The organism is Halomonas cupida, assembly GCF_900142755.1.
Taxonomy (GTDB): domain Bacteria; phylum Pseudomonadota; class Gammaproteobacteria; order Pseudomonadales; family Halomonadaceae; genus Halomonas; species Halomonas cupida.
In genome coordinates, this window is record NZ_FRCA01000003.1 from 337,312 (window position 1) to 358,500 (window position 21,189).

19 protein-coding genes are annotated in these 21,189 nt (G+C 58.5%); 17 read left to right on the forward strand and 2 right to left on the reverse strand.

The features are described from left to right. The first annotated feature begins 248 nt into the window (after nt 1-248). From BUE38_RS07890 to BUE38_RS07910, 5 genes are all read left to right on the forward strand, one after another. Nucleotides 249-713, forward strand: coding sequence for a hypothetical protein (locus BUE38_RS07890; protein WP_143166237.1), 465 nt, complete (start codon nt 249-251; stop codon nt 711-713). Nucleotides 714-741: 28 nt separating this feature from the next. Further along, nucleotides 742-1,665 carry a pca operon transcription factor PcaQ gene (gene pcaQ, locus BUE38_RS07895; protein ID WP_084541815.1) on the forward strand — a complete coding sequence of 308 codons (924 nt, stop codon included), beginning with the start codon at nt 742-744 and terminating at the stop codon, nt 1,663-1,665. Nucleotides 1,666-1,787: 122 nt separating this feature from the next. Continuing rightward, nucleotides 1,788-2,513: a protocatechuate 3,4-dioxygenase subunit beta gene (gene pcaH / locus BUE38_RS07900; RefSeq protein ID WP_073434479.1), complete on the forward strand. Its 726-nt coding sequence runs from the start codon at nt 1,788-1,790 to the stop codon at nt 2,511-2,513. A gap of 25 nt (nt 2,514-2,538) precedes the next feature. After that, nucleotides 2,539-3,174, forward strand: coding sequence for a protocatechuate 3,4-dioxygenase subunit alpha (gene pcaG, locus BUE38_RS07905; RefSeq protein ID WP_084541816.1), 636 nt, complete (start codon nt 2,539-2,541; stop codon nt 3,172-3,174). A gap of 150 nt (nt 3,175-3,324) precedes the next feature. Next, nucleotides 3,325-3,846, forward strand: a complete 522-nt coding sequence (locus BUE38_RS07910) for a GNAT family N-acetyltransferase (RefSeq protein ID WP_073434480.1) — start codon at nt 3,325-3,327, stop codon at nt 3,844-3,846. A 14-nt stretch (nt 3,847-3,860) separates the two neighbouring features. On the opposite strand, the gene BUE38_RS07915 is transcribed toward BUE38_RS07910, so the two are convergent. Beyond that, a complete protein-coding gene (locus BUE38_RS07915) occupies nt 3,861-4,763 on the reverse strand; it encodes a LysR family transcriptional regulator (protein ID WP_073434481.1) in 903 nt (300 codons plus the stop codon). A 230-nt stretch (nt 4,764-4,993) separates the two neighbouring features. On the opposite strand from BUE38_RS07915, the gene BUE38_RS07920 reads away from it, so the two are divergent. The 9 genes from BUE38_RS07920 to BUE38_RS07960 all read left to right on the forward strand — a co-directional run bounded on the left by BUE38_RS07920 (nt 4,994) and on the right by BUE38_RS07960 (nt 14,152). Beyond that, entirely contained in the window at nt 4,994-6,109 is a 1,116-nt protein-coding gene (locus BUE38_RS07920) for a muconate cycloisomerase family protein (protein WP_073434482.1), read from the forward strand. Between the two features lie 26 nt (nt 6,110-6,135). Further along, a complete protein-coding gene (gene catC, locus BUE38_RS07925; RefSeq protein WP_073434483.1) occupies nt 6,136-6,426 on the forward strand; it encodes a muconolactone Delta-isomerase in 291 nt (96 codons plus the stop codon). Nucleotides 6,427-6,501: 75 nt separating this feature from the next. Next, entirely contained in the window at nt 6,502-7,479 is a 978-nt protein-coding gene (gene catA / locus BUE38_RS07930; RefSeq protein WP_073434484.1) for a catechol 1,2-dioxygenase, read from the forward strand. 188 nt (nt 7,480-7,667) lie between these two features. Continuing rightward, nucleotides 7,668-9,032 carry a Rieske 2Fe-2S domain-containing protein gene (locus BUE38_RS07935; RefSeq protein ID WP_073434485.1) on the forward strand — a complete coding sequence of 455 codons (1,365 nt, stop codon included), beginning with the start codon at nt 7,668-7,670 and terminating at the stop codon, nt 9,030-9,032. 26 nt (nt 9,033-9,058) lie between these two features. Next, the gene (benB, locus tag BUE38_RS07940) at nt 9,059-9,547 is read left to right on the forward strand and encodes a benzoate 1,2-dioxygenase small subunit (protein WP_073434486.1); all 489 of its coding nucleotides are present in this window, start codon (nt 9,059-9,061) and stop codon (nt 9,545-9,547) included. 65 nt (nt 9,548-9,612) lie between these two features. After that, nucleotides 9,613-10,638, forward strand: a complete 1,026-nt coding sequence (benC, locus tag BUE38_RS07945; protein WP_073434487.1) for a benzoate 1,2-dioxygenase electron transfer component BenC — start codon at nt 9,613-9,615, stop codon at nt 10,636-10,638. Continuing rightward, nucleotides 10,635-11,420: a benzoate diol dehydrogenase BenD gene (benD, locus tag BUE38_RS07950; protein ID WP_073434488.1), complete on the forward strand. Its 786-nt coding sequence runs from the start codon at nt 10,635-10,637 to the stop codon at nt 11,418-11,420. The genes benC and benD overlap by 4 nt, the downstream gene beginning before the upstream one ends. A 61-nt stretch (nt 11,421-11,481) precedes the next feature. Then, a complete protein-coding gene (locus BUE38_RS07955; protein WP_073434489.1) occupies nt 11,482-12,735 on the forward strand; it encodes a benzoate/H(+) symporter BenE family transporter in 1,254 nt (417 codons plus the stop codon). Nucleotides 12,736-12,919: 184 nt separating this feature from the next. Beyond that, a complete protein-coding gene (locus BUE38_RS07960) occupies nt 12,920-14,152 on the forward strand; it encodes a benzoate/H(+) symporter BenE family transporter (RefSeq protein ID WP_073434490.1) in 1,233 nt (410 codons plus the stop codon). Nucleotides 14,153-14,164: 12 nt separating this feature from the next. Here the strand turns inward: BUE38_RS07960 and BUE38_RS07965 are convergent, their stop codons facing one another. Continuing rightward, the gene (locus BUE38_RS07965; protein ID WP_073434491.1) at nt 14,165-14,911 is read right to left on the reverse strand and encodes an NAD(P)H-dependent oxidoreductase; all 747 of its coding nucleotides are present in this window, start codon (nt 14,909-14,911) and stop codon (nt 14,165-14,167) included. A 112-nt stretch (nt 14,912-15,023) separates the two neighbouring features. Here BUE38_RS07965 and BUE38_RS07970 point away from each other — a divergent pair, with 112 nt between their 5' ends. The 3 genes from BUE38_RS07970 to BUE38_RS07980 all read left to right on the forward strand — a co-directional run bounded on the left by BUE38_RS07970 (nt 15,024) and on the right by BUE38_RS07980 (nt 20,851). Further along, nucleotides 15,024-15,893, forward strand: coding sequence for a LysR family transcriptional regulator (locus BUE38_RS07970; protein ID WP_073434492.1), 870 nt, complete (start codon nt 15,024-15,026; stop codon nt 15,891-15,893). Between the two features lie 681 nt (nt 15,894-16,574). After that, a complete protein-coding gene (locus BUE38_RS07975) occupies nt 16,575-17,213 on the forward strand; it encodes a response regulator transcription factor (protein WP_073434493.1) in 639 nt (212 codons plus the stop codon). Next, on the forward strand, nt 17,210-20,851 hold the full coding sequence (locus BUE38_RS07980) for a transporter substrate-binding domain-containing protein (protein ID WP_073434494.1): 3,642 nt from the start codon (nt 17,210-17,212) through the stop codon (nt 20,849-20,851). The genes BUE38_RS07975 and BUE38_RS07980 overlap by 4 nt, the downstream gene beginning before the upstream one ends. The last annotated feature ends 338 nt before the right edge of the window (nt 20,852-21,189 follow it).

Here is a 21,189-nt window from a genome sequence, read left to right on the forward strand (position 1 = left end):
GCTGGGCCGGGGAACCTTGAGTGCGCAGAAGTGACTAAGAAGAACACTGTTTTCTTTTTATGGAAGTCGCTATTGTAGGCAGCATTGAAGCAAACTGCGTACGGTTGCGGGAGAAGCAATGACTTCTCCCGTATGCATTGGTCCCATGTTACATGTATGGCTACGCCATGGATGAACAGCGGCACGCCGCGCAGGGGAAGCTGCAATTGATCAAGTGTTGGCCCGATTCTCGCGGCAAGGAGGCACTTATGTGGTCCGGAACAATGTATTTCAGGGCAACGTGGTTCAGAACGTTGCTTGTACTGCTGGTCACGGGGTGGACGACGTCCGCCTGGGCGGACTGGCGCTTTTCCGACTCTCACCAGCAGCTCGGGAATGCGCCGACAGCTGAGGCATCAGACAGTAATGGCCACACTCTGGCCCTGATGTGCCGAGAAGGGGAGCCGACACTTACCTTGAGCGGATACAGTGCCAATACCCGAAATGAACTCAGTCGCCCGCTTGATGTGCTGGTCGATGGCATTGGCTATCGACTCGATTCGACCCATTCGTCATCGTCGGATATCTGGGTGGCCGAAGCACCACGCGGCCTGCTGACGACCCTGCAGAACGGCAAGGTCGCTGTGGTAACGCCTCATCAGGGGGGAGCGGCACGCTTCTCGCTCAACGGGGCCTCTGCACCGATCGACCGCGTGCTTACAGCCTGCCGGTAAGCCTATTCTCTGATAAATTCCCGCCTTGATGCTCAACCAACGTATCAAACTTCGCCATCTGAATGCCTTCCTCGAGGTTGCCAGGCGACGGAGTTTTGCGCGTGCTGCTGAGTCGCTGTCGATCACTCAGCCCGGGATCTCCAAGGCCATTCGTGAGCTGGAGGAGAACGTTGGCGCGGTGCTCTTCGAGCGTGGTGTCCAGGGCGTCAGCCTGACCCAGGCCGGACTGACGCTATTGCGCCATGCCGGACCGGCAGTTCGTGCTCTGGAAGAGGGAGTCGAGGCTCTGGCCGATGCTCATGGTGGGCAGCGCTGGCTTCGGGTGGGAGCCCTGTCCACGGTCGAGAGTCACTTGCTGCCTGCGGCGATCCAGCACTGGCATGGTTCTCCCCAGGGACAGGACGTCAGCATTCAGGTGGTTACCGGCACCAGTGCCTTTCTGTTGTCGCGTCTGGCCCTGGGCGAGCTGGACGTGGTGGTGGGACGTATGACCGAAGCACGGGAAATCCGTGATCTGGCCTTCGAACATCTCTATTACCAGTCATTGCGGCTGGTGGTGCGTGCTGGGCATCCACTCGCGGGACAGCCGCTGGACACCGCCGACCCTCTCGTCGATTACCCCTGGGCCTTGCCACCCCAGCGCACGACGCTTCGTCAGCAGGTCGACAGCTTCTGTGTACGTCATGCCATCAGTGTTCCCCATCCCTGTGTGGAAACCCTGTCACTGCCGATCAGCCGACGTCTGACGCTGGATACTGACACCATCTGGATTGCGCCCTTCGAGGCCGTGGCCGAGGCGTTGGACGACGGCAGCCTGGTCGAGCTTGGCCTGGCGTTTGAACAGCGAGGCGGCTCGGTGGGCCTGTGTCTCAACACCACCATGCAGCCGACTACGGCTCTGCATGGCTTCTGTGAGGTGCTCAGGCGGGTGGCAGATCAGGGAATCGGTTGAGTCGGTATCCTCTTGTTCATAACCCATAGGTTATGAATGGCATGCAAGCCCTCAATTGGCAGGGGCTGTCATCGAAGCCACACTCGGGAACATATAACCAATAATCATCCTGAGTGACTGACATGACGACTCCACGACGCTTTGTCGAGCGTGACCGTAACTGGCACCCTCCCGCCTATGCCCCGGGCTACAAGACCAGCATCCCGCGTTCACCGAATCAGGCGCTGGTCAGCCTGCAGAACCCCAGTATCAGCGAGCTGTCTGGCCCGGACTTCCGCAAGCTACGGATGGGCCCCCACGACAATGACCTGCTGATGAACTTCCGTGACGAGGCCAGTCCAGGACTGCCGGTGGGAGAGCGGATCATCCTGTTCGGTCGAGTCGTCGATCAATTCGGCAAGCCGGTACCTCATACCCTGGTGGAGATGTGGCAGGCTAATGCCGGTGGCCGCTATCGCCACGGCAAGGACCGCTATCTGGCGCCACTCGACCCCAATTTCGGCGGTGTGGGCCGCTGTCTCACTGACGATGATGGCTGGTATCGTTTCCGCACCATCAAGCCTGGCCCCTATCCCTGGCCGAATGGCATCAATACCTGGCGCCCGGCGCATATCCACGTCAGCGTCATGGGGCCTGCCATTTCCACTCGCTTGATCACCCAGATGTACTTCGAGGGGGACCCGTTGATTCCGATCTGTCCCATCGTGCAGACGCTCAAGGATTCGGAAGCCGTGCAGACCATGATCGGGCGCCTCGATATGGCTCGTTCGCGTCCCATGGATGCACTCGCCTGGCGCTTTGACCTGGTGGTGCGTGGCGCGCTGCAGACCTACTTCGAGAATCAGTGATACCGAGCACGGTGAGGAAATGACCATGGAACAGCCCAACTTCAAGCCCACTGCAGAGCTGATGCTGCGTGAAACCGCCTCCCAGACCGCGGGGCCCTATGTTCATATTGGCCTGGCGCTGGATGTGGCCGGATTACCGGAGCGGGATGAAGAAATCTGGAACCGCATGGCAGGTGAGGATGCGGAAGGCGAGCGTATCGAGGTGGTTGGCCGGGTGATTGACGGCAATGGAGACCTGGTGCGTGACGCTCTGCTCGAGGCCTGGCAGGCCGACAGCCGGGGCAATTACCAAGCGGGTTTCGACCTCAAGGCGCCCTTCAACAGCTTCGGGCGTACCGCGACCACCGCGGCAGGCGATAGCGAATGGGTGCTGCACACCATCAAGCCCGGCTCGATCACCGCTGAAGACGGCAGGGTGATGGCCCCGCATATTACCCTGAGTCTGTTTGCCCGAGGTGTGAACATCCAACTGCAGACACGTCTGTATTTCGAGGATGAGGCTGCAGCCAATGACCAGTGCCCGGTACTCAATGCCATCGAGTCACCACCGCGTCGTCAGACACTGATAGCGAGGAAGGAATCGGGGGAAGCAGGCATCCCACGTTATCGGCTGGATATTGTCCTGCAGGGTGATGGCGAGACCGTGTTCTTCGATTATTGAGTAATCCCGGTAAGACGACCCCGGACAATCCTCCATGCCGCCGTGGGTTCGATACCCACGGCGATCCTGTGATGGGGCTTGCGATATCCGGATGGGGCTTGCGATATGTGATAATGGCAGCGTTTTCTGCATGGAAAGGAGTCCCTCCGCATGATACGCATTCGCCCGACGCGAACCGGCGATATTGCCTTGCTGCCGTCCATCGAAGTGTCGGCGGGCCAGGCATTTCGAACCATCCCTGAGTTGGCCTGGATTGCCGACGACGATGTGCTGTCGGAAGCACAGCATCAGCAACTGTTGAGGGTAGGCTATTGTTGGGTGGCTACCGATGACGGCGACCAGCCGGTAGGCTTCCTTGCCGCCCGGCCATGCGCAACAGCCCTGCATATCGAGGAGTTGGCCGTGGCAGGTGATCGTCAGGGCCAGGGGATCGGGCGAGCGCTGATGCAGCATGTCATGGAGGAGGCCAGGCGTGAGGCATTCGCACAGTTGAGCCTGACGACCTTTCGTGACGTGGCCTGGAATGCGCCGTTCTACGCCGGTCTCGGCTTCCGCACGCTCGACGACAGTGATATGCCGGAATTGCTGGCTGCCATCCTTGACCAGGAAGCGGCCCATGGATTTCCTCCACGAAGTCGCTGCGCCATGGTGTTGCCGCTCATCAATCGCTGAGCTGCCGAATACTTCTACGGATACTTGCCGCTGCGTCTATTCTCGACCAGCACTTCGAGGATGGCGTTGGCCTCCTTCATGGTCTCGCTGGGCACTTCACCGCGTCGACGGCTGCAGACAATCGGCGAGGTGATGTGCTTTTCGGCAAGGTACAGATAGCTGATGCCATCGCGGTTCTGGCGCTTGACCTGTTCCGGTACCAGGGTGATACCGAAGTGGGACACCACCAGCCCCAGCGCGGTCTGCATTTCGTGAGCCTCCTGGGCCACGCTGACCTTGAGTCCGCGGCTACGGAACAGTCCCAACACGATATCGGCGAGGCTGGGACGAGGGCTGGCCGGATACAGCACCAGCGGGTACTGCGCCAACTGCTCCAGAGTCGGTGTGGTGCCGTCCAGTGGATGGCCTACCGGTACCGCCGCCATCATTGGTTCCTCAAACAACACTTCCTGCTCGACTTCCGGGTCGTCGATGCGCAGACGACCGAAGCCGATATCAATTCGTCCCGCCTTCAACGACTGAACCTGTTCGACGGTGGTCATTTCGGCCAGCGTCAGCTCCACATTGTCCTTTTGTCGTAAGCCTCGAACCAACAGGGGAAGCTGGCCGTAGAACAGCGATGGCACGAAACCGATGCTGAATAGCTCGCGGTTGTGACGGACCATCCTGCGTACTGCAGTGACTGTGGTGTCCAACTTTTCAAGTATCTGCAATGAGTGCTCGTAGAAGAACTGGCCTGCTGGAGTAAGGGTCAATCCTCGTGGTCCGCGAACAAACAGTTGGGCGCCAAGTTCTTCTTCCAACTGATTGATTTGTCTTGTTAAAGGGGGCTGTGCCATATGCAGCCTCGCCGCCGCGCGCGTGATGTTCAGCTCTTCCGCCGCGGCACGGAAATAGCGGAGATGGCGAAGCTCCATGATACCTCCTGAGTATGGTGTGGCACCCAAACCATATTGGTTGTGACGCTGGAGTGCAATCAAACTGCGCTCAGACCCTAGGGCAATGTCGGTCAGGGATTACGCCAAAAGAATCCGCTTACCTACACAGCCGATCGCCAATGTCCTCGTCAGAAACCCTTTTGCCAGCAACAGTTTTTCCAGCAACCATTTTTCCAGTAGCCATCTTTCCAGTAACCCAGGGAGCCAGGATGTCCAGCCAGATTCAATCCATCGAGACGTTACTGGTCGATCTACCGACCATCCGTCCGCACAAGTTGTCGATGGCCACCATGGCTACCCAGACCATGGTCATCGTGCGCCTGCACTGCAGCGATGGCATCGAGGGCCTGGGCGAAGCTACCACCATTGGTGGCCTGAGTTATGGCCCGGAAAGCCCCGAGAGCATGAAGGTCAACATCGATACCTGGCTGGGGCCGGTGCTGCTGGGCGAGGACGCCGCCAACATCAATGCGCTGATGGCGAAGCTGAGCAAGGTGGCCCAGGGCAATGCGATTGCCAAATCGGCGCTGGAGACGGCACTGCTGGATGCTCAGGGCAAGCGCCTGGGCGTGTCGGTCGCCACCTTGCTGGGCGGCGCGCAACACACCCATCTTCCGGTGCTCTGGACCCTCGCCAGTGGCGATACCGAGCGTGATATCGAGGAAGCGCAGCGTCTGGTCGATGAGCGCCGCCACCGGGATTTCAAACTCAAGATCGGGCTGCGCTCTGTCGATCAGGACGTGCGTCATGTGGCGGCGATCAAGGCTGCACTGGGAGACAACGTCAGCGTCCGTGTTGACGTCAATCAGGCCTGGGATGAAAACACCGCAGTACGCGCCATTTCGGCGCTACAGGAGGCCGGTGTCGAGCTGATCGAACAACCCATCCCAGCTCGTGAGCATGCCGGTATGGCGCGGCTTTCACGGCGCTTCGAGGTGGCCATGCTGGCCGACGAAGGAGTACAGGACAGCACCGATGGTCTGACGCTGATCAGTCAAGGCTTCAGTGGTGCCTTTGCCCTCAAGATTGCCAAGAGTGGAGGCCCGCGTGGTGCGCTGAGGCTCGCTCAAATGGCCCAGACCGCGGGTATCGGACTCTACGGCGGCACCATGCTGGAGGGCACCATCGGCAGCGTTGCGGCTCTGCACGCCTGGGCCACGTTGCCGGCAATGGCGTGGGGTACGGAGATGTTCGGCCCACTGTTGCTGACCGATGACATCGTCGCCAGGCCACTGAAGTTTGCGGAATTCGGTGTCGAACTGCCGACCGGGCCGGGCCTGGGCGTGGAGATCGACGAGGACAGGCTCAAGGAATTCGCACGCTGAACAGCGGCGAGAAGGGGAGAGAAACGATGCTTTTTCAAGTGGAAATGACGGTCAAGTTGCCTGTGGACATGCCCGCCGACAAGGCCGCCGATATCAAGGCAACCGAGAAGGCCTATTCGCAGGAGCTGCAGCGCAGCGGCAAGTGGCGTCACCTGTGGCGCGTCGCGGGTAGCTACTCGAATGTGAGCATCTTCGATGTCGAGGATAACGCCGAACTGCAGGAACTGGTCTCGAACCTACCGTTGTTTCCTTACATGGAGATCAGCGTCAAACCCTTGTGCCGTCATCCTTCCTCGGTTCGTGAGGATGACTCCTGAACGACGCTGGCATCCAGCTCAATCACAGCAGCAATGACAACAACAAATGACACGCCACACCGTGAGGATAGCGATATGAACAGCATGACCCAGCACCACAACCCGCGCATCTTCGATACTGCCGAGGTGCAGGACTTTCTGAACACCGTAAGCGGGTTCGATAAGTCCGCCGGCAGCGAGCGAGGCAAACAGATTCTGCATCGCCTGCTGTCGGACATCTATCGCCTGATTGATGACTTCGATGTTTCCCCTGAGGAGTTCTGGCAGAGCGTCGCCCTGCTCAATGCGCTGGGCAAGGACTCCCAGTTTGGCCTGTTGGCACCGGGGCTGGGCTTCGATCACTACCTCGATATGCGCATGGATGCCGCCGATGAGGCGCGTGGTCTGAATGGCGGTACGCCACGTACCATCGAAGGGCCGTTGTACGTTGCCGGCGCGCCGGAGTCGCAAGGCGAGGCGCGCATGGACGATGGTACGGATACTGACGCTGAAGTCATGTGGCTGACCGGTCAGGTGCGCGATACCGAGGGCAAGCCGGTTGCTGGCGCCAGGGTCGAGATCTGGCATGCCGACAGCAAGGGCAACTACTCCTTTTTCGACCCCTCGCAGTCGGAGTACAACCTGCGTCGCACCATCCTGACCGATGACGAGGGCCGTTATCGTGTGCGTAGCATCATTCCTTCCGGCTATGGCTGCCCCCCGGACAGTCCCACCCAGCAGGTGCTCGATCTGCTCGGCCGCCACGGCCAGCGCCCGGCGCATATTCACTTCTTCATCTCGGCGCAGGGGCATCGCCACCTGACCACCCAGATCAATCTGGCGGGTGACCCCTACACCTATGACGACTTTGCCTTCGCGACCCGTGATGAGCTGGTGGTGGAAGCCACACGCATCGAGGACGACGAGGCTGCTCGTCAGCGTGGTCTGGAGGCTCGCTTCACCGAGCTGGGGGCCCCGTTCACCGAAGTGGTGTTCGATGTCGAGCTGGCGGCGACTACCGAGTCCGAGTTGCAGCAGCGCCACAAGCGGCCGCGCGCCCTCGAGGACGCTTGATTCGTGTTATCGCTCCTTGCGAGCACTGATTCCTGATGGCTACCGGGACAACCAGTAGCTGAAAACAAGCAACCGAGAACCGCTGACCTGACGACCGTGCCGATCGGCATGGTCCGGGGACGGCTAGCCCGATAAACCGTGCGCGACAGGCGGCGGTGCAGAGCTGACCGGCGGAGAGGAGAACCACAATGACCAGCACACTCGATCAGATTGAAGCCCGTGTCCGTGGCGCGGTCGTGGATGACGCCGAGAACGGTATCTTCCGCTGCCACCGCAGCATGTTTACTGATCCCGAGTTCTTCGATCTGGAGATGAAGCATATCTTCGAGGGCAACTGGCTGTTCATGGCCCACGAAAGCCAGATCCCGGAGCCGGGGGATTACTTCACCCTGACCATGGGGCGTCAGCCGGTGTTCATCACCCGCGACAAGGACGGTGAGCTGCATGCTCTGATCAATGCCTGTGCCCACCGTGGCGCCACCCTGTGTCGACGCAAGCGCGGCAACAAGGGCACCTTCACCTGTCCTTTTCATGGCTGGACCTTCAAGAACGATGGACGCCTGCTCAAGGCCAAGAACGAGAAGACCGGCGCCTATCCGGCGGGCTTCAAGCAGGACGGCTCCCATGACCTCAAGCGGGTGCCGATGTTTGCCAACTACAAGGGCTTTCTGTTCGGCAGCCTCAGCGAGGATGTCTTGCCGCTGGAGGAGCATCTCGGCGAAACCATGAAGGTGATCGACAACATCGTCGACCAGGCGCCGGAGGGGCTGGAAGTCCTGCGTGGTACCTCATCCTACACCTATACCGGTAACTGGAAACTGCAGGCCGAGAATGGTGCGGATGGCTATCACGTCGGCACCGTTCACTGGAACTATGCCTCGACCATGGATCGCCGCAATTACGACGCGGGTGGCACCAAAGCGGTGGATGCCGATGGCTGGTCGAAGAGTCAGGGCGGTTTCTACTCCTATGAGAATGGCCACATGATGCTGTGGACACGCCTGCTCAACCCGGAGGTGCGTCCGGTCCATACCCGCAAGGACTGGGTCGAGGAGCAGTTCGGTGAGGCGCGGGCCGACTCCATCGTCAACCAGACCCGTAACCTGTGCCTGTATCCCAACGTCTATCTGATGGATCAGTTCTCGACCCAGATTCGTGTGCTGCGCCCCATCGCTGTCGACAAGACGGAAGTCACCATCTACTGCTTCGCCCCCAGGAGCGAATCCGCCGAGAACCGCCGTGTGCGTATCCGCCAGTACGAGGACTTCTTCAATGTCAGTGGCATGGGCACGCCGGACGATCTCGAGGAATTCCGCGGTTGCCACAACGGTTATCAAAGCAGTGCGGCCGAGTGGAACGACCTCTCCCGTGGTGCCAATCAATGGATCCAGGGAGCCGACGACAATGCTCGGGCCATCGATATGAAGCCGCTGATGAGTGGGGCCTCACCGGAAGACGAGGGACTCTACGTGCTGCATCACAAGCACTGGGTGCAGGAGATGCTGCGTTCCATCGAGCGTGAGCGCAGCCAGTTCATCGCCGTCGCATCCTGAGCCCTGTCCATCGAGGAGGAAATGTCATGTCCATCACTTACGAACAGGTTCAGGCCTTTGTCTACCGCGAGGCACGGCTACTGGATGACCGCCAGTGGGATGAGTGGCTGGAGTGCTACCACAAGGACGCATCATTCTGGATGCCCTGCTGGGATGACGACGACACCCTGGTCGAGTATCCGCAGTCGGAAATCTCGCTGATCTACTACCCCAACCGCGAAGGGTTAGAGGACCGCGTCTACCGGATCAAGACCGAGCGCAGCGGTGCCAGCACACCGGAGCCGCGTACCACCCACCAGATCACCAATATCGAGGTGCTGGAGCGCGATGGCGACCAACTCAAGGTCCGTTTCAACTGGCACACCCTGAGCCACCGTTACAAGCAGACCGACAGTTACTTCGGCGCATCCTTCTACCGCCTGGATGTGTCCGGTGAGCAACCGCTGATCACCGAGAAGGTGGTGCAGCTGAACAACGATTACATCCACCAGGTGATCGACGTCTACCACATCTGAGTGGACGCCCGGATAAGCCCTGATTCAGAGGCCAGCCCTGACACTGGTGGGGGAGGATGACAGACATGAGTTATACCGTTGCGCTCAACTTCGAGGATGGAGTATCTCGCTTTATCGAATGCAATGACGGTGAGACGGTGCTGGATGCCGCCTATCGTCACAAGGTCAATCTGCCCATGGATTGCTCCGATGGCGTCTGTGGCACCTGCAAGTGCCACTGCCATCAGGGCGAGTTCGAGCTGGGCGATGAATACATCGATGAGGCCCTGTCGGATGAGGAAGCCGCCGAAGGGATGGTGCTGACCTGCCAGATGGTGCCGTCATCGGACTGTGTGGTTCAGGTGCCGGTGGCCTCGTCGCTGTGCAAGACCGGTGTCGATCGTCGCCAGGCGACGATCACGCGTATCGAGCAACTTTCCGAAGACAGCATTGAGGTCGAGATCGATATCGAGGGCGAGGGGTTCAGCTTCCTGCCGGGACAATACGTGCACCTCGAAGTACCGGGCAAGGGGGCCCATCGTTCCTATTCCTTCAGTTCACGACCGGGGTCGTCCCGGGCCAGTTTTCTGATCCGCAACGTCCCCGGAGGGTTGATGAGCGGCTACCTCACCGGTCAGGCAAAGCCGGGAGACCAACTCGCCGTGACCGGGCCGATGGGCAGCTTCTACCTGCGCGAAATTACTCGTCCGGTGTTGATGCTGGCCGGTGGTACGGGGTTGGCACCCTTCCTCTCGATGCTCGAACAACTGGCGGAGACGGGTTGTGAGATGCCGCTACACCTGATCTATGGCGTTAATCGAGATGATCACCTGGTCAAGACCGCCGCACTGGATGCTTTCGCCGAGCGGCTGCCGACTTTCTCCTACACCACGGTGGTGGTGGATGAGGCCAGCGACCACCCGCGCAAGGGCTATGTGACCCAGCATATGGACGCTGAGGTGATGCACGGTGGTGACGTCGATGTCTATCTCTGCGGGCCGCCTCCCATGGTCGACGCCGTGCTCAAGCACTTTGATGCGCAAGGCATCAAGCCACAGAGCTTCCATTACGAGAAGTTCACGCCCAACCAGGCATCCGAGGAGGCCGCATGAGCCGACAACGCTTTGCAGGCCAGGTGATGGTCATTTCCGGGGCGGCCCAGGGCATTGGGCGTCGGGTTGCCGAGCTGGCGGGGGCTGAAGGTGCTCGCCTGGCGCTGGTGGATCGTGCAGATCTGATCCACGAGGTGGTGGGCGAGCTGTGTGAGCAGGGCCTGGAGGCTATCGCCCTGCAGGCGGACCTGGAGGCCTGGGAGGGTGCCGAGGGTGCCCTGTCCCGTGCCGTCGAGCATTACGGGCGTGTCGATATCCTCATCAACAATGTGGGTGGGGCGATCAATTTCAAACCGTTCACCGAGTTTACCGACGCCGAGATCAGTGCCGAGATTACCCGTTCGCTGATGCCGACCCTATGGTGCTGTCGCGCCGCGCTGCCGACCATGGTGGAGCAGGGCAGCGGCGTCATCGTCAATGTCTCTTCCGCGGCGACGCGTGGCATTCACCGCATTCCCTACTCCGCGGCCAAGGGGGGGATCAACGCCATCACCGCATCACTGGCTTTCGAGTACGCCGAGCACGGTATTCGCGTGGTAGCCACAGCACCGGGCGGTACCGAGGCACCACCGCGACGCATTTCTCGAGGCACGCCGGAGCCGCGTAATGAACGTGAGCGTGCCTGGTTCAAGGCACATATCGACCAGACCCGGCAGAGCTGCTTGATGGGGCGCTACGGCAGCCTGGATGAGATGGCTGCGCCCATCCTGTTTCTGGCCTCTGCTGAGGCCAGCTATATCACCGGCAATGTACTGCCGGTCGCTGGCGGGGACCAGGGCTGACTCCCTTTCCTCTGGCCAGGTGGCTCGGAACTTCCAACGACAACAACTCCTGGAGCACACCATGAAACACATCGAGAAAGGTGTCGGCCTCAAGTCGGCACCACGAGACTTCATCCGTGACCTCAATGCCGATAACCTGAGCGCTGGCGTGGTGGCGGGGATCTTCGGCCTCAGCGCCGGTATCATCCATATCAGTGCCGGAACCGCCGCAGGGCTGCCGCAGGAATTCACGCTGTTGTGGGTGATCAGCTATCTGATGATCAATGGCCTGTTCGGGCTTTTCATGCCGGCCTGGTACCGATTGCCGCTGCCGATGGCCAACTCCATTCCCGGTGCACTGCTGTTTGCGGCCATCATTCCGGTGGTGGGACTCAATGCGGCTCTGGGAGCCACATTGATCGCTGGTGCCATTTCGTTGGTCGTTGGCCTGGCAGGGTGGATGAGCACTGTGATGCGGCTGATTCCGATGCCGATCGTCATGGGCATGGTGGCTGGCATCCTGCTCAAGTTCGGCACCAACATGGTGGCACCACTGGAGAACGCCATGTTGCCGGCGGTGGTGATGATCCTGTCCTACTTCCTCGCATCGCGTTACCTGCGCCGAGTGCCGCCGCTGGTGGTCACCTTGCTGGTGGGGATCGGTTATGTGGCTATCTCCGGTGCTGACTTCTCCGGTGTGGCATTCACCTTCCAACTCCCCGAATTCATCGTGCCAACCTTCACCCTTGAGGCCTTTCTGGCCTATGGCCTGCCGCTGGCGCTGATTCTGGTGGGTATGGAAACGCCGGCTGGCGTGGGTCTGGTCAAGGGGATGGGCTACAAGGAAGCCCCGGCCAATGCGATCACCGCCGTGGGCGGACTCGGGACCATGCTCTCGGCCTTCTTCAATCTGCACAGCACCTGCATCGCTGCGCCGATGACCGGCATCTGTTCCGGGCCGGAAGCCGGTAGTCACGACAAGCGCTGGGTGGCTGCTGTCATTGTCGGCATCATCTTCATCGTGGCAGCGCCATTCTATGGCTTTCTGTTCAGTCTGATCGAGGCAATGCCCGGCTACGTCATTGCTATCATCGCTGGCCTGGCGCTGCTGCGGGTCATCGGTTCCGCGCTGCAGATGACCTTCTCGGGCAAGCATGAAGTCGGGGCCATGTTCTCCTTCCTCATTGCGGTCTCCGGTGTGCAGATCCTGGGGATCGGAGCCTCGTTCTGGGCGCTGGTGCTGGGCGTTACGATCTCGATGCTTGTCGAATTCAAGGATTTCGAGTTCACCATGGCGCCGCCCTGGCGCCGCAAGACCGGTGCCGAAACGCGCTGATCGGTCACTGCAGTATCCTCCTTGGCCCGGGATAACCCGGGTCCTTCTTGTTCAAGGTTCACTGCCGGACCAGGGGTTATCCAGGTTCCGCTGGTTGAAGTAGGCTGGCTCTCCTTTCCTGCCGTGGTGCCCTTCCGCCAGGGCTCTCCTCTGGAATGATTTCTCTGTTACAGGATCGTCGCCCATGACACACCCAACGTCATCCTCGAAGCCCGTCGGGCTGCTGCCGTCACTGCGCCACGACTTCTCGCTATCGGCAATCGTGGCCGGGTTCGTGGCGGTGCTGATCTCGTACTCGGGCCCTCTGGCCATCTTCTTTCAGGCCGGGGAGGCGGCACAGGTTCCCGCGGCGATGATGACTTCATGGGTATGGGCGATCTCGATGGGAGCGGCGTTGTCCGGCATTGTCCTGAGTCTATGGTTGCGGGTGCCGGTGGTGACGGCCTGGTCGGCGCCGGGAACGGCACTATTGGTGACGCTGTTCCCCGGGATGTCTCTGAATGAGGCCGTGGGGGCCTATATCACGGCAGCAGTACTGTTGCTGGTGATTGGCCTGTCAGGGAGTTTCGACCGATTGATGGCGCTGATTCCCAAAGGTATTGCCGCAGGGATGATGGCCGGGATCCTGTTCCAGTTCGGTCTGGGGGCCTTTCAGTCGATCCAGACGTCTCCGGCATTGGCGCTGGGCATGCTGGCGGCTTATCTGTTGTTCAAGCGGGTGTGGCCGCGCTATTGCTTGATTCTGCTGCTGATGACGGGGGTAGTGTTGGCCGTATTGCTGGAAGGAGCCAGTCTCGAAGGTGTCGCTCTGCATGTCGCGATACCGCAGTGGATCTCGCCCGAGTGGAATCTGGCCAGTACTCTGAGCCTTGCCGTACCGCTGCTGGTGGTCAGCCTTACCGGGCAGTTCCTGCCCGGCATGGCAATCCTGCATGGAGCGGGATACTCCACCTCCGCCAGGCCGATTCTCACGGTGTCCGCGCTGACCTCGCTGGCTACGGCCTGTGCTGGCGGCATCATGACAGTCGTTGCCGCCATTACGGCGGCGATCTGCACCGGACGAGACGCCCACGAAAACCCCGACAGGCGTTATATCGCCGGGGTCGCCAATGGTGTCTTCTATCTGATCGGAGGTCTGTTCGCCGGCACCATCGTGGCACTGTTCACTTCACTGCCGGGCGCCTTTGTTGCGGTGCTTGCTGGTCTGGCGCTGATCGGCGCCATCATGAGCAATCTGGCGGCGGTCATCGAAGCTGAGGATCACCGTGAGGCATCAGTGATCACCTTTATGGTCACTGCCTCGGGCATGAGCCTTTTCGGCCTTGGTGCTGCCTTCTGGGGCGTGGTGATCGGTGCAGTGGCGGTCAAGGTGTTGCATGGGCAAGGTGGGTGGCTGGGACGGTTGCGGCGTAGTTGATGCTCCGGTCTGTCATCGCCAGCGCAGTGGGTGCTGCAGGGTCAGTACGCCGTCTTCATCCCAATCGTTCCAGCCGCTGAAGGGGATCGGGCTCTCGTCATCGAGCTGACCGAGCCGAGTGCGCCAGGCATGCTTGAGGTTCGCGAGGTGTTGCTGAAAAGCGTCTTCTGCCTGGTAGCTGAGTCCGCCACCCTGAACGCCGAACGAGAGTTGGGGAGGCAGCACTTCCATACCCAGATAATAGAGTGAACAGTGGGTTGGATACATCAACCTGCTGATATCACCACCTCGGCCCCAGGGGCCGAAGGCGGCCAGTGGGGACCCGGCGGTCACCGAGCTGATGGCTCGCTTGCCACTCAGCACACCACGATCATAGCGTCGACTACCCGAGTACAGGCCGCCATAGACCATCACCCGATCAAACCAACCCTTGAGCATGGCGGGTTGGGCATGCCACCACAGCGGAAACTGCAGGATCACCAGGTCAGCCCAGTGCAGTCGTTCGATCTCGCGAGTGACGTCAGTGGCAAGCTGGTCGTTGTCATGGGCATGGCGCTGCTCGTTGAGGGGGAGAAAGCGCTGGTTGTCATGCCGCGTCTCGAAGTGACGAGGATGCTCGACGGGGTCGAAGCCTTCGCCGTAGAGGTCAGAGACACGGACCTCATGACCCTGTTCGGTAAGGGTTGTGACGGCAATATCCTTGAGTGCCGCGTTGAACGACATCGATTCCGGATGGCAGTACACGATCAGCACATTCATGGTGGTCCTCTCCTGCAGGAAATGCTTGCAATGGATGCTTGCAGTGAATGACGACCAGGCTACGCTGTTCGTGATTGCAATATAATTCCCTGATTATGCAAATGGAGTTTGCATGGATGAACAGTCGTTGCATTGGGATGATCTGCAGACGGTACTGGCGATTGCTCAGGCCGGCTCCCTCTCTGCTGCTGCGCGACGATTGAGTGTCAGTCATGCCACCGTATTCCGGCGCCTGGCGAAGATTGAACAGCGCCTTGAGGTAGTGCTGTTCGAACGGTTGCGCACGGGGTATTGTCCCACCCCCGCAGGTGAAGACCTGGCCCGTACAGCGGCGCGTATTGCGCAGGAAGTTGATGCTGCGACTCGTCGAGTGGTCGGGCGGGATCAGCGCCTGAGCGGTGTGATTCGGGTAACTACCACCGATACCTTGCTTCATGGCCTGTTGTCGGCTGTGTTTGCAGACTTTCAGCGCCAATATCCGGATGTGGTGCTCGAGATAGTCGTATCCAACCAGCTTCATGACCTGGCTGCACGAGATGCCGATGTTGCCATTCGGCCCTCGAATACACCACCGGATACGTTGATCGGACGTCGTGTTGCGACGCTCTGCCAGGCAATCTATGTCGCTGCACAAGGCTCCATGGCCGCCGATACCGCTCCAGCAACCGATTGGGCATGGGTCGATCAAGGGCTACGACCGGATGATGCTCAACTGGCCGCCTGGATGAAGCATCATGCTGATCAGGTCCGCTACCGTTGCGACAGCCTGCTGGGACGTCGTGATGCGGTACATCAAGGCCTGGGGGCAGCGATATTGCCGTGTTATCTGGGGGAGGCGGATCCCGGACTGACGCGATTGGGCAAGAGCCTTGATGAGCTGTCCGTGGACCTGTGGCTATTGGTGCACCAGGATCTGCGCCGGGTGGCACGAATCAGAGCCTTTCTCGATTTCGTTACCGATGCATTGAGACGCCTGCTGTAGTCAGCAGTCAATAGCGATATTAACCCGGCATGCTTCCATGTTGGATTAATGGCGGCACAGGGACGTGCCGCCGTCGGCCATCAGGCCGACGCGAGACCGCACCACAGCAGCAGATCCGTGCATCTTCGCCAGTGTCGTGTGGGCGAAAATCAAATCGATCAGGATGAGCTATTTGATTGCCCTGTTGATAATAAGTCCCGTGTCGCATCATTCAGCAGGATTTCATCCTACCCTACTATCCACCGAAATTTCCCACATGGCCGGATGCGGAGTTCTGTAAGGAGTCATGGCTATGGAACGTCGTATCAAGCACTGCCCAGGAAAGGAGAACCTGAGACAGAAGCATCTCCAGCAACGACCTGTGCACAAAAGAAGGAAAATTCCTACACTAATTGAGGGCGGCTCTGATAGGTCTGGGTCGAAAGTATTGTAATACTGCGCCTCAATTACCACTGGTCCCGCAATAGCCCGGCGCACTGTGCTGGATTGGCTAAAGTTGCCTCGATATCTTCAATCCAGCGCCAATGCGGTACTTTGATGGCTGTGACAGCTTGTCAGTCAGCCATTCTTATCTGATATAACTGCATCTACGTGACCTGGTTGGCTCGTTATGGCTTGAGCTGTCAACTGGAGAAAACTGGTCTGCTGGATGAGACTGCCGCTAAGGCTTGAAGGAGATTGATGGTGTCATTCGCCAAGAGCAGTGTCGTCATTGTCGATGATCATCCCGTGATACGCATGGCACTGAGTTCGCTGCTTTCGACCAATGGACTGGAAGTGGCAGGAGAGGCCGATAACGGGGTCGATGCCATTCAGTTGGTCAAGCAGGTGAAGCCCGCTGTTGTGGTGCTGGATATCAGTATTCCGCGTCTTGACGGCATGACGGTCATTTCTCGTGTTCGCTCCTTGCCTGAGCCACCGGATATTCTCGTGTTTACCTCGATGGCGACGCAGGTCTACAGCCGTCGCTGCTGGCAGGCCGGTGCCTCAGGCTTCGTCAACAAGGAACAGAACATGACCGCGGTACTCAATGGTATCCGGTCCATTCTCGATGGTTATCAGTATTTTCCCAAGGATGCCAAGGTATCGTCGGACGGTGAGGGCAGAGGCGACGATGGAGAACTGATTCGCTCACTTTCCGAACGCGAACTGGTGGTATTCAGCCAGATTGCTCAGGGGCGCTCGAACAAGGAAATCTCCGATCAACTACTGATCAGTAACAAGACGGTCAGTACCTACAAGACCCGGGTCTATCAGAAGCTTGGTGTGAGTAATGTTGCCGAGTTGATTGAACTGGCAAAACGCAACGCAATCATATGACACTCCTTCTCCTTGCCAGGCGAGCTCTTCTAGTCGGCCTGGCATTGATTCTGCTGGTGGGCTCTGCTGGACAGACACTGGCGGACGAACCGCCGGTGACCCGCCTGGATTTGCTGGCAAGAACTCATCAGTCACAGCGACTCGACCTATACACCGAACAGGAGCAGATGCGGATCCGGCAGTTGGGAACGCTCCATGTCGGTGTTTTCCTGTCTTCATATACGCCCTTTGAAGTGGTTTCCGATCGTACCGTGCTGGAAGGTATTTCAGCAGATGTGCTCGGCATCATTGCCGGTTTTTCTGGGCTTGAAGTTCATGTTTCCCAGTATGCTGACCGAGGCCAGGCCTTTGCCGCGTTGCGACAGGGAAAGATTGATGTGGTGGCAACGGTGCCGGTCAATACCGGCTCCACCGAAGGGGTGGACTATACGCATCCTTACTTGAGCTCTGGTCTGGCGTTGGTCAAGTCGATATCCTCGGTCGAGGAGGAGCAGACTCCGGCCAGGGTGACGGGATACGATGAACTCAATGCCCCATGGCTGGATAGTGAAAATGTCCAGGCTGTGGTGTCGAACACGGAGCTACGCCGTTTCGGCTCGACGCTGGATGCCATCTCGAGTCTGATCTTTGGTGATGTCGATAGTGTAGTGACGGACTCGGTATCGGCGCAGTATGTCCTCAACCAGTACTTTCCCAATGACGCACGTATCGTCGATCTGATTGACGAATCCGTCGATGTGGGGTTCGCCGTCTCTGCGAGCAACCCGGTACTGCTATCGATTCTGAACAAGTCGATCGACTCCATCGCGCCGGAGGTCCTCAATGCGATCGTGGATCGTTGGGGAGGTGGAGGCGTGGTATCTCGTGGGCGCCTTGAACTGCCCCGTGAATGGCGCCGGTGGGTTGAGGACAACCCAGTGGTGCGGGTCGGGGTCAATGATGAGCTGGCACCATACTCCTATTATGATGCAGACAACCGCTATGTCGGCATTACCTCGGATGTGTTGTCGCGTCTCTCAGCGCTTATCGGGATTGAATTCGAGGTAGTCCCGTTCTCGGAAATCAGGGCTGCGGTTGGCGCTTTGCAATCCGGTGATGTCGATATGCTGGCAGATTTCGCTGCCACTCCCAGTCGTCGAGAACAGTATCTGTTCAGCCGCCCGTATTTGATATCACCCTATGCAGTCGTATCCCGAGATGATGAGATCCAGCACTATAGAGATAACCTTGGTGACCTTGTCGTGGCGCTTCCCCGTGGCCATTCGCTGATCCCATCCTTGACGCTGGAGTATCCGGAGGTCACCTTCACCGAACAGGATGACATCTGGTCGACCTATCAGGAAGTGAATGATGGTGATGCTGACCTGTCCATCCAGCCATATCGAAGCGCACACTACTTCCTTCTTCGCCAGCAGGACTCCAATCTGCACATTGATGGCATTCTTCCCGGCAAGTTTGCCAAGCTCTCATTTGCCACCATGCATGGTGATACCACTCTGGTGGATGTCCTGAATTTCGCACTGACCAGCATACGGCCCGATGAATTGTCGAGCATGGAGAATCGCTGGCGAACCAACCCGGTGATCAGAGTGCCGGGATGGCAGGCCTATCGCTCCATCATTGTTAGTGTGGCGCTGGTATCGCTGCTGGTGATGGCACTGTTCTTCGCCTGGAACTTCTTTCTGCGTAAGGAGATTTCCAAACGTAAACGGGTTGAAGAGGCGCTTTCCGACCAGATTGAATTCATGACCGCCCAGATCGAAGGCACCCCCCACCCGATTTATGTCAGGGATCTTCACGGGGGGCTTTTGCGTTGCAATACCAGCTATCTGGAAGCGCTAGGTCAGGTCGAAAGCAAGGTGATGCATCGCCAACTGGATGACGTGGAAGGGCTCGATACGGCCGTCAAGGAGTCCTTGTTGAGGGACTACGATACCGTGATCGAAACACGTCAGCCGATGATTGGTGATCGAGTGCTCTCACTGGAGGGCAAGACAATAACGGTCTATCACTGGATTATTCCGTTATGCGGTCACACTGGCGATGTGCGTGGCGTCATTGGTGGCTGGATCGATGTCAGTGAGCGTTACCGCTTGATGGATGATCTCAAGGAGGCAACACGAGTCGCGGAGTCGGCCAGCCAGTACAAGAGCCGTTTTCTTGCCACCATGAGTCACGAAATCCGTACCCTGCTGAATGCCATCATCGGGATGCTGGAGCTGGCGCGGGAACGGGGTCAGAAGGGTCTGGTGGATCATGAGGCACTGAAGATTTCACATCAGGCATCGCGGGATCTACTGGAATTGATCGGGCATGTGCTGGACTTCTCCAAGATCGAGGCGGGGGGACTGGATCTCAAGCCTGCAAGGATGGATCCTGTTGCGTTGTGCGAATCGGTTGTCGATATCTTTCAACCACTGGCCACCGACAAGGGCATCACGCTGGAGCTCGAGGTTACAGCGAGCAAGCGTCACGACGTCTTCGTTGACCCCAATCGTCTCAAGCAGGTCATTTCCAACCTGGTCAGTAATGCCATCAAGTTCACATCCTCGGGAGGGGTTCGAGTCGGTCTGAGCATGACGAAAGTGGCCAGTGATATGACCGAACTGAGCATCGTCGTGGAAGACAGTGGCTGCGGTATTCCCGAGCGGGATATGGGGCGCATCTTCCAGCCCTATACGCAGTTGTCCTCGGGGATCAATGGCACAGGACTGGGACTGGTGATCTGCAAGGGGCTGGTGGATCGCATGGGCGGCCAACTCACGCTGGAGAGTGAGGAGCATGTCGGTACACGGGTAGTGGTCGACCTGACGCTCAAGGCGATGGATTGGCCATTGCAGATTCCCGCCCATATTGATGTGTCCGAGCCGGTACCGCTGGCATCGCTGAATATGCTGGTAGTAGATGACCATGCGGCCAACCGCATGTTGCTGGAACAGCAACTGCAACAGTTGAACCAGCGAGTGACAGTCGCTGCCAGTGGTGCCGAGGCGCTGAGGCTCTGGGAAGCTGACTGCTTTGAACTGGTGATAACGGATTGCAATATGCCGGAAATGACGGGCTATGAACTGGCAGAGACGATTCGTCAGCGAGAGTTACTCAAGGGTGGTCCCAGGTCCAGGATATATGCCTTGACTGCCAATGCCATGGTGGATGAAAGGGATCGCTGCTTGACCAGCGGTATGGACGGTTGTCTGTACAAGCCCGTCAGCATGCAGGAGTTGCGTGATCTGATCGAGAGCGTACAGTCCATGCAGCAAGTCGTCTGTCGTGTCAGCCAGATCAGAAATGTCGATATCTGTTCGGTATGCAAGAGCCTGGGCGTCAATCCCAAAACCGTGATGCAGTTGCTGGAGAAGTTGTACTTCACCAATGCCGAAGATATCGAGGTGTTGCAGGACGCCATCGCCCAGGGAGATCGCTCCCGACAGGCTGAGCTGGTGCACAAGCTCAAGGGGGGGGCCAGAATCATTCGTGCCGATCCAGTGGTAGTGGCCTGTGAGACGGTTGAGCACTGCCTCCAGGAGCAGCAGGATGATGATCAGGTAGGACAACAGATGGCTGTACTGTTGCTGGAGTTGTCGGATCTTCAGGAACATCTCCGAGAACATGCCCTGCCGAATTCCGAGACACTGTAGAGCGAGGGTTGCAGAGCTCCTGTCTGTGCTCGATGTTTGACTTGATGACACCTTTCAGGAGGCTCCATTCCGGGGCCTCTTTTTTTATGCCTTGAAAGTTATTGAGAGTCCATAATCGGTTTTCAGAGATGCATGGGAAGTAAACAAGCTGTTGCTTGCATCTTTTGTCTTCATTTTCTATCGGAATTTTCCTACATGAGGATGGGAGTGTTCTTTGTTGCCTGTGGGAATCTTCCTGGTCGGTGGCTGATTCTGGTGTGAGATGATTTAACCTACGAGGGGTTGTTTTTCTCACACTATCTTGATTGCTGATGATCAGTTTTATTTCTGGTGGTAAA

Bases quoted from the DNA above. Each gene is read 5' to 3' on its own strand.
- BUE38_RS07920 (WP_073434482.1), top strand. From the start codon at position 4,994: ATGTCCAGCCAGATTCAATCCATCGAGACGTTACTGGTCGATCTACCG.
- benD (WP_073434488.1), top strand. From the start codon at position 10,635: ATGAGCCGACAACGCTTTGCAGGCCAGGTGATGGTCATTTCCGGGGCG.
- BUE38_RS07970 (WP_073434492.1), top strand. From the start codon at position 15,024: ATGGATGAACAGTCGTTGCATTGGGATGATCTGCAGACGGTACTGGCG.
- BUE38_RS07915 (WP_073434481.1), bottom strand. From the start codon at position 4,763: ATGGAGCTTCGCCATCTCCGCTATTTCCGTGCCGCGGCGGAAGAGCTG.
- pcaH (WP_073434479.1), top strand. From the start codon at position 1,788: ATGACGACTCCACGACGCTTTGTCGAGCGTGACCGTAACTGGCACCCT.
- BUE38_RS07890 (WP_143166237.1), top strand. From the start codon at position 249: ATGTGGTCCGGAACAATGTATTTCAGGGCAACGTGGTTCAGAACGTTG.
- BUE38_RS07910 (WP_073434480.1), top strand. From the start codon at position 3,325: ATGATACGCATTCGCCCGACGCGAACCGGCGATATTGCCTTGCTGCCG.
- catC (WP_073434483.1), top strand. From the start codon at position 6,136: ATGCTTTTTCAAGTGGAAATGACGGTCAAGTTGCCTGTGGACATGCCC.
- BUE38_RS07975 (WP_073434493.1), top strand. From the start codon at position 16,575: ATGGTGTCATTCGCCAAGAGCAGTGTCGTCATTGTCGATGATCATCCC.
- BUE38_RS07935 (WP_073434485.1), top strand. From the start codon at position 7,668: ATGACCAGCACACTCGATCAGATTGAAGCCCGTGTCCGTGGCGCGGTC.
- pcaG (WP_084541816.1), top strand. From the start codon at position 2,539: ATGGAACAGCCCAACTTCAAGCCCACTGCAGAGCTGATGCTGCGTGAA.
- BUE38_RS07955 (WP_073434489.1), top strand. From the start codon at position 11,482: ATGAAACACATCGAGAAAGGTGTCGGCCTCAAGTCGGCACCACGAGAC.
- BUE38_RS07960 (WP_073434490.1), top strand. From the start codon at position 12,920: ATGACACACCCAACGTCATCCTCGAAGCCCGTCGGGCTGCTGCCGTCA.
- benC (WP_073434487.1), top strand. From the start codon at position 9,613: ATGAGTTATACCGTTGCGCTCAACTTCGAGGATGGAGTATCTCGCTTT.
- BUE38_RS07965 (WP_073434491.1), bottom strand. From the start codon at position 14,911: ATGAATGTGCTGATCGTGTACTGCCATCCGGAATCGATGTCGTTCAAC.
- pcaQ (WP_084541815.1), top strand. From the start codon at position 742: ATGCTCAACCAACGTATCAAACTTCGCCATCTGAATGCCTTCCTCGAG.
- catA (WP_073434484.1), top strand. From the start codon at position 6,502: ATGAACAGCATGACCCAGCACCACAACCCGCGCATCTTCGATACTGCC.
- BUE38_RS07980 (WP_073434494.1), top strand. From the start codon at position 17,210: ATGACACTCCTTCTCCTTGCCAGGCGAGCTCTTCTAGTCGGCCTGGCA.
- benB (WP_073434486.1), top strand. From the start codon at position 9,059: ATGTCCATCACTTACGAACAGGTTCAGGCCTTTGTCTACCGCGAGGCA.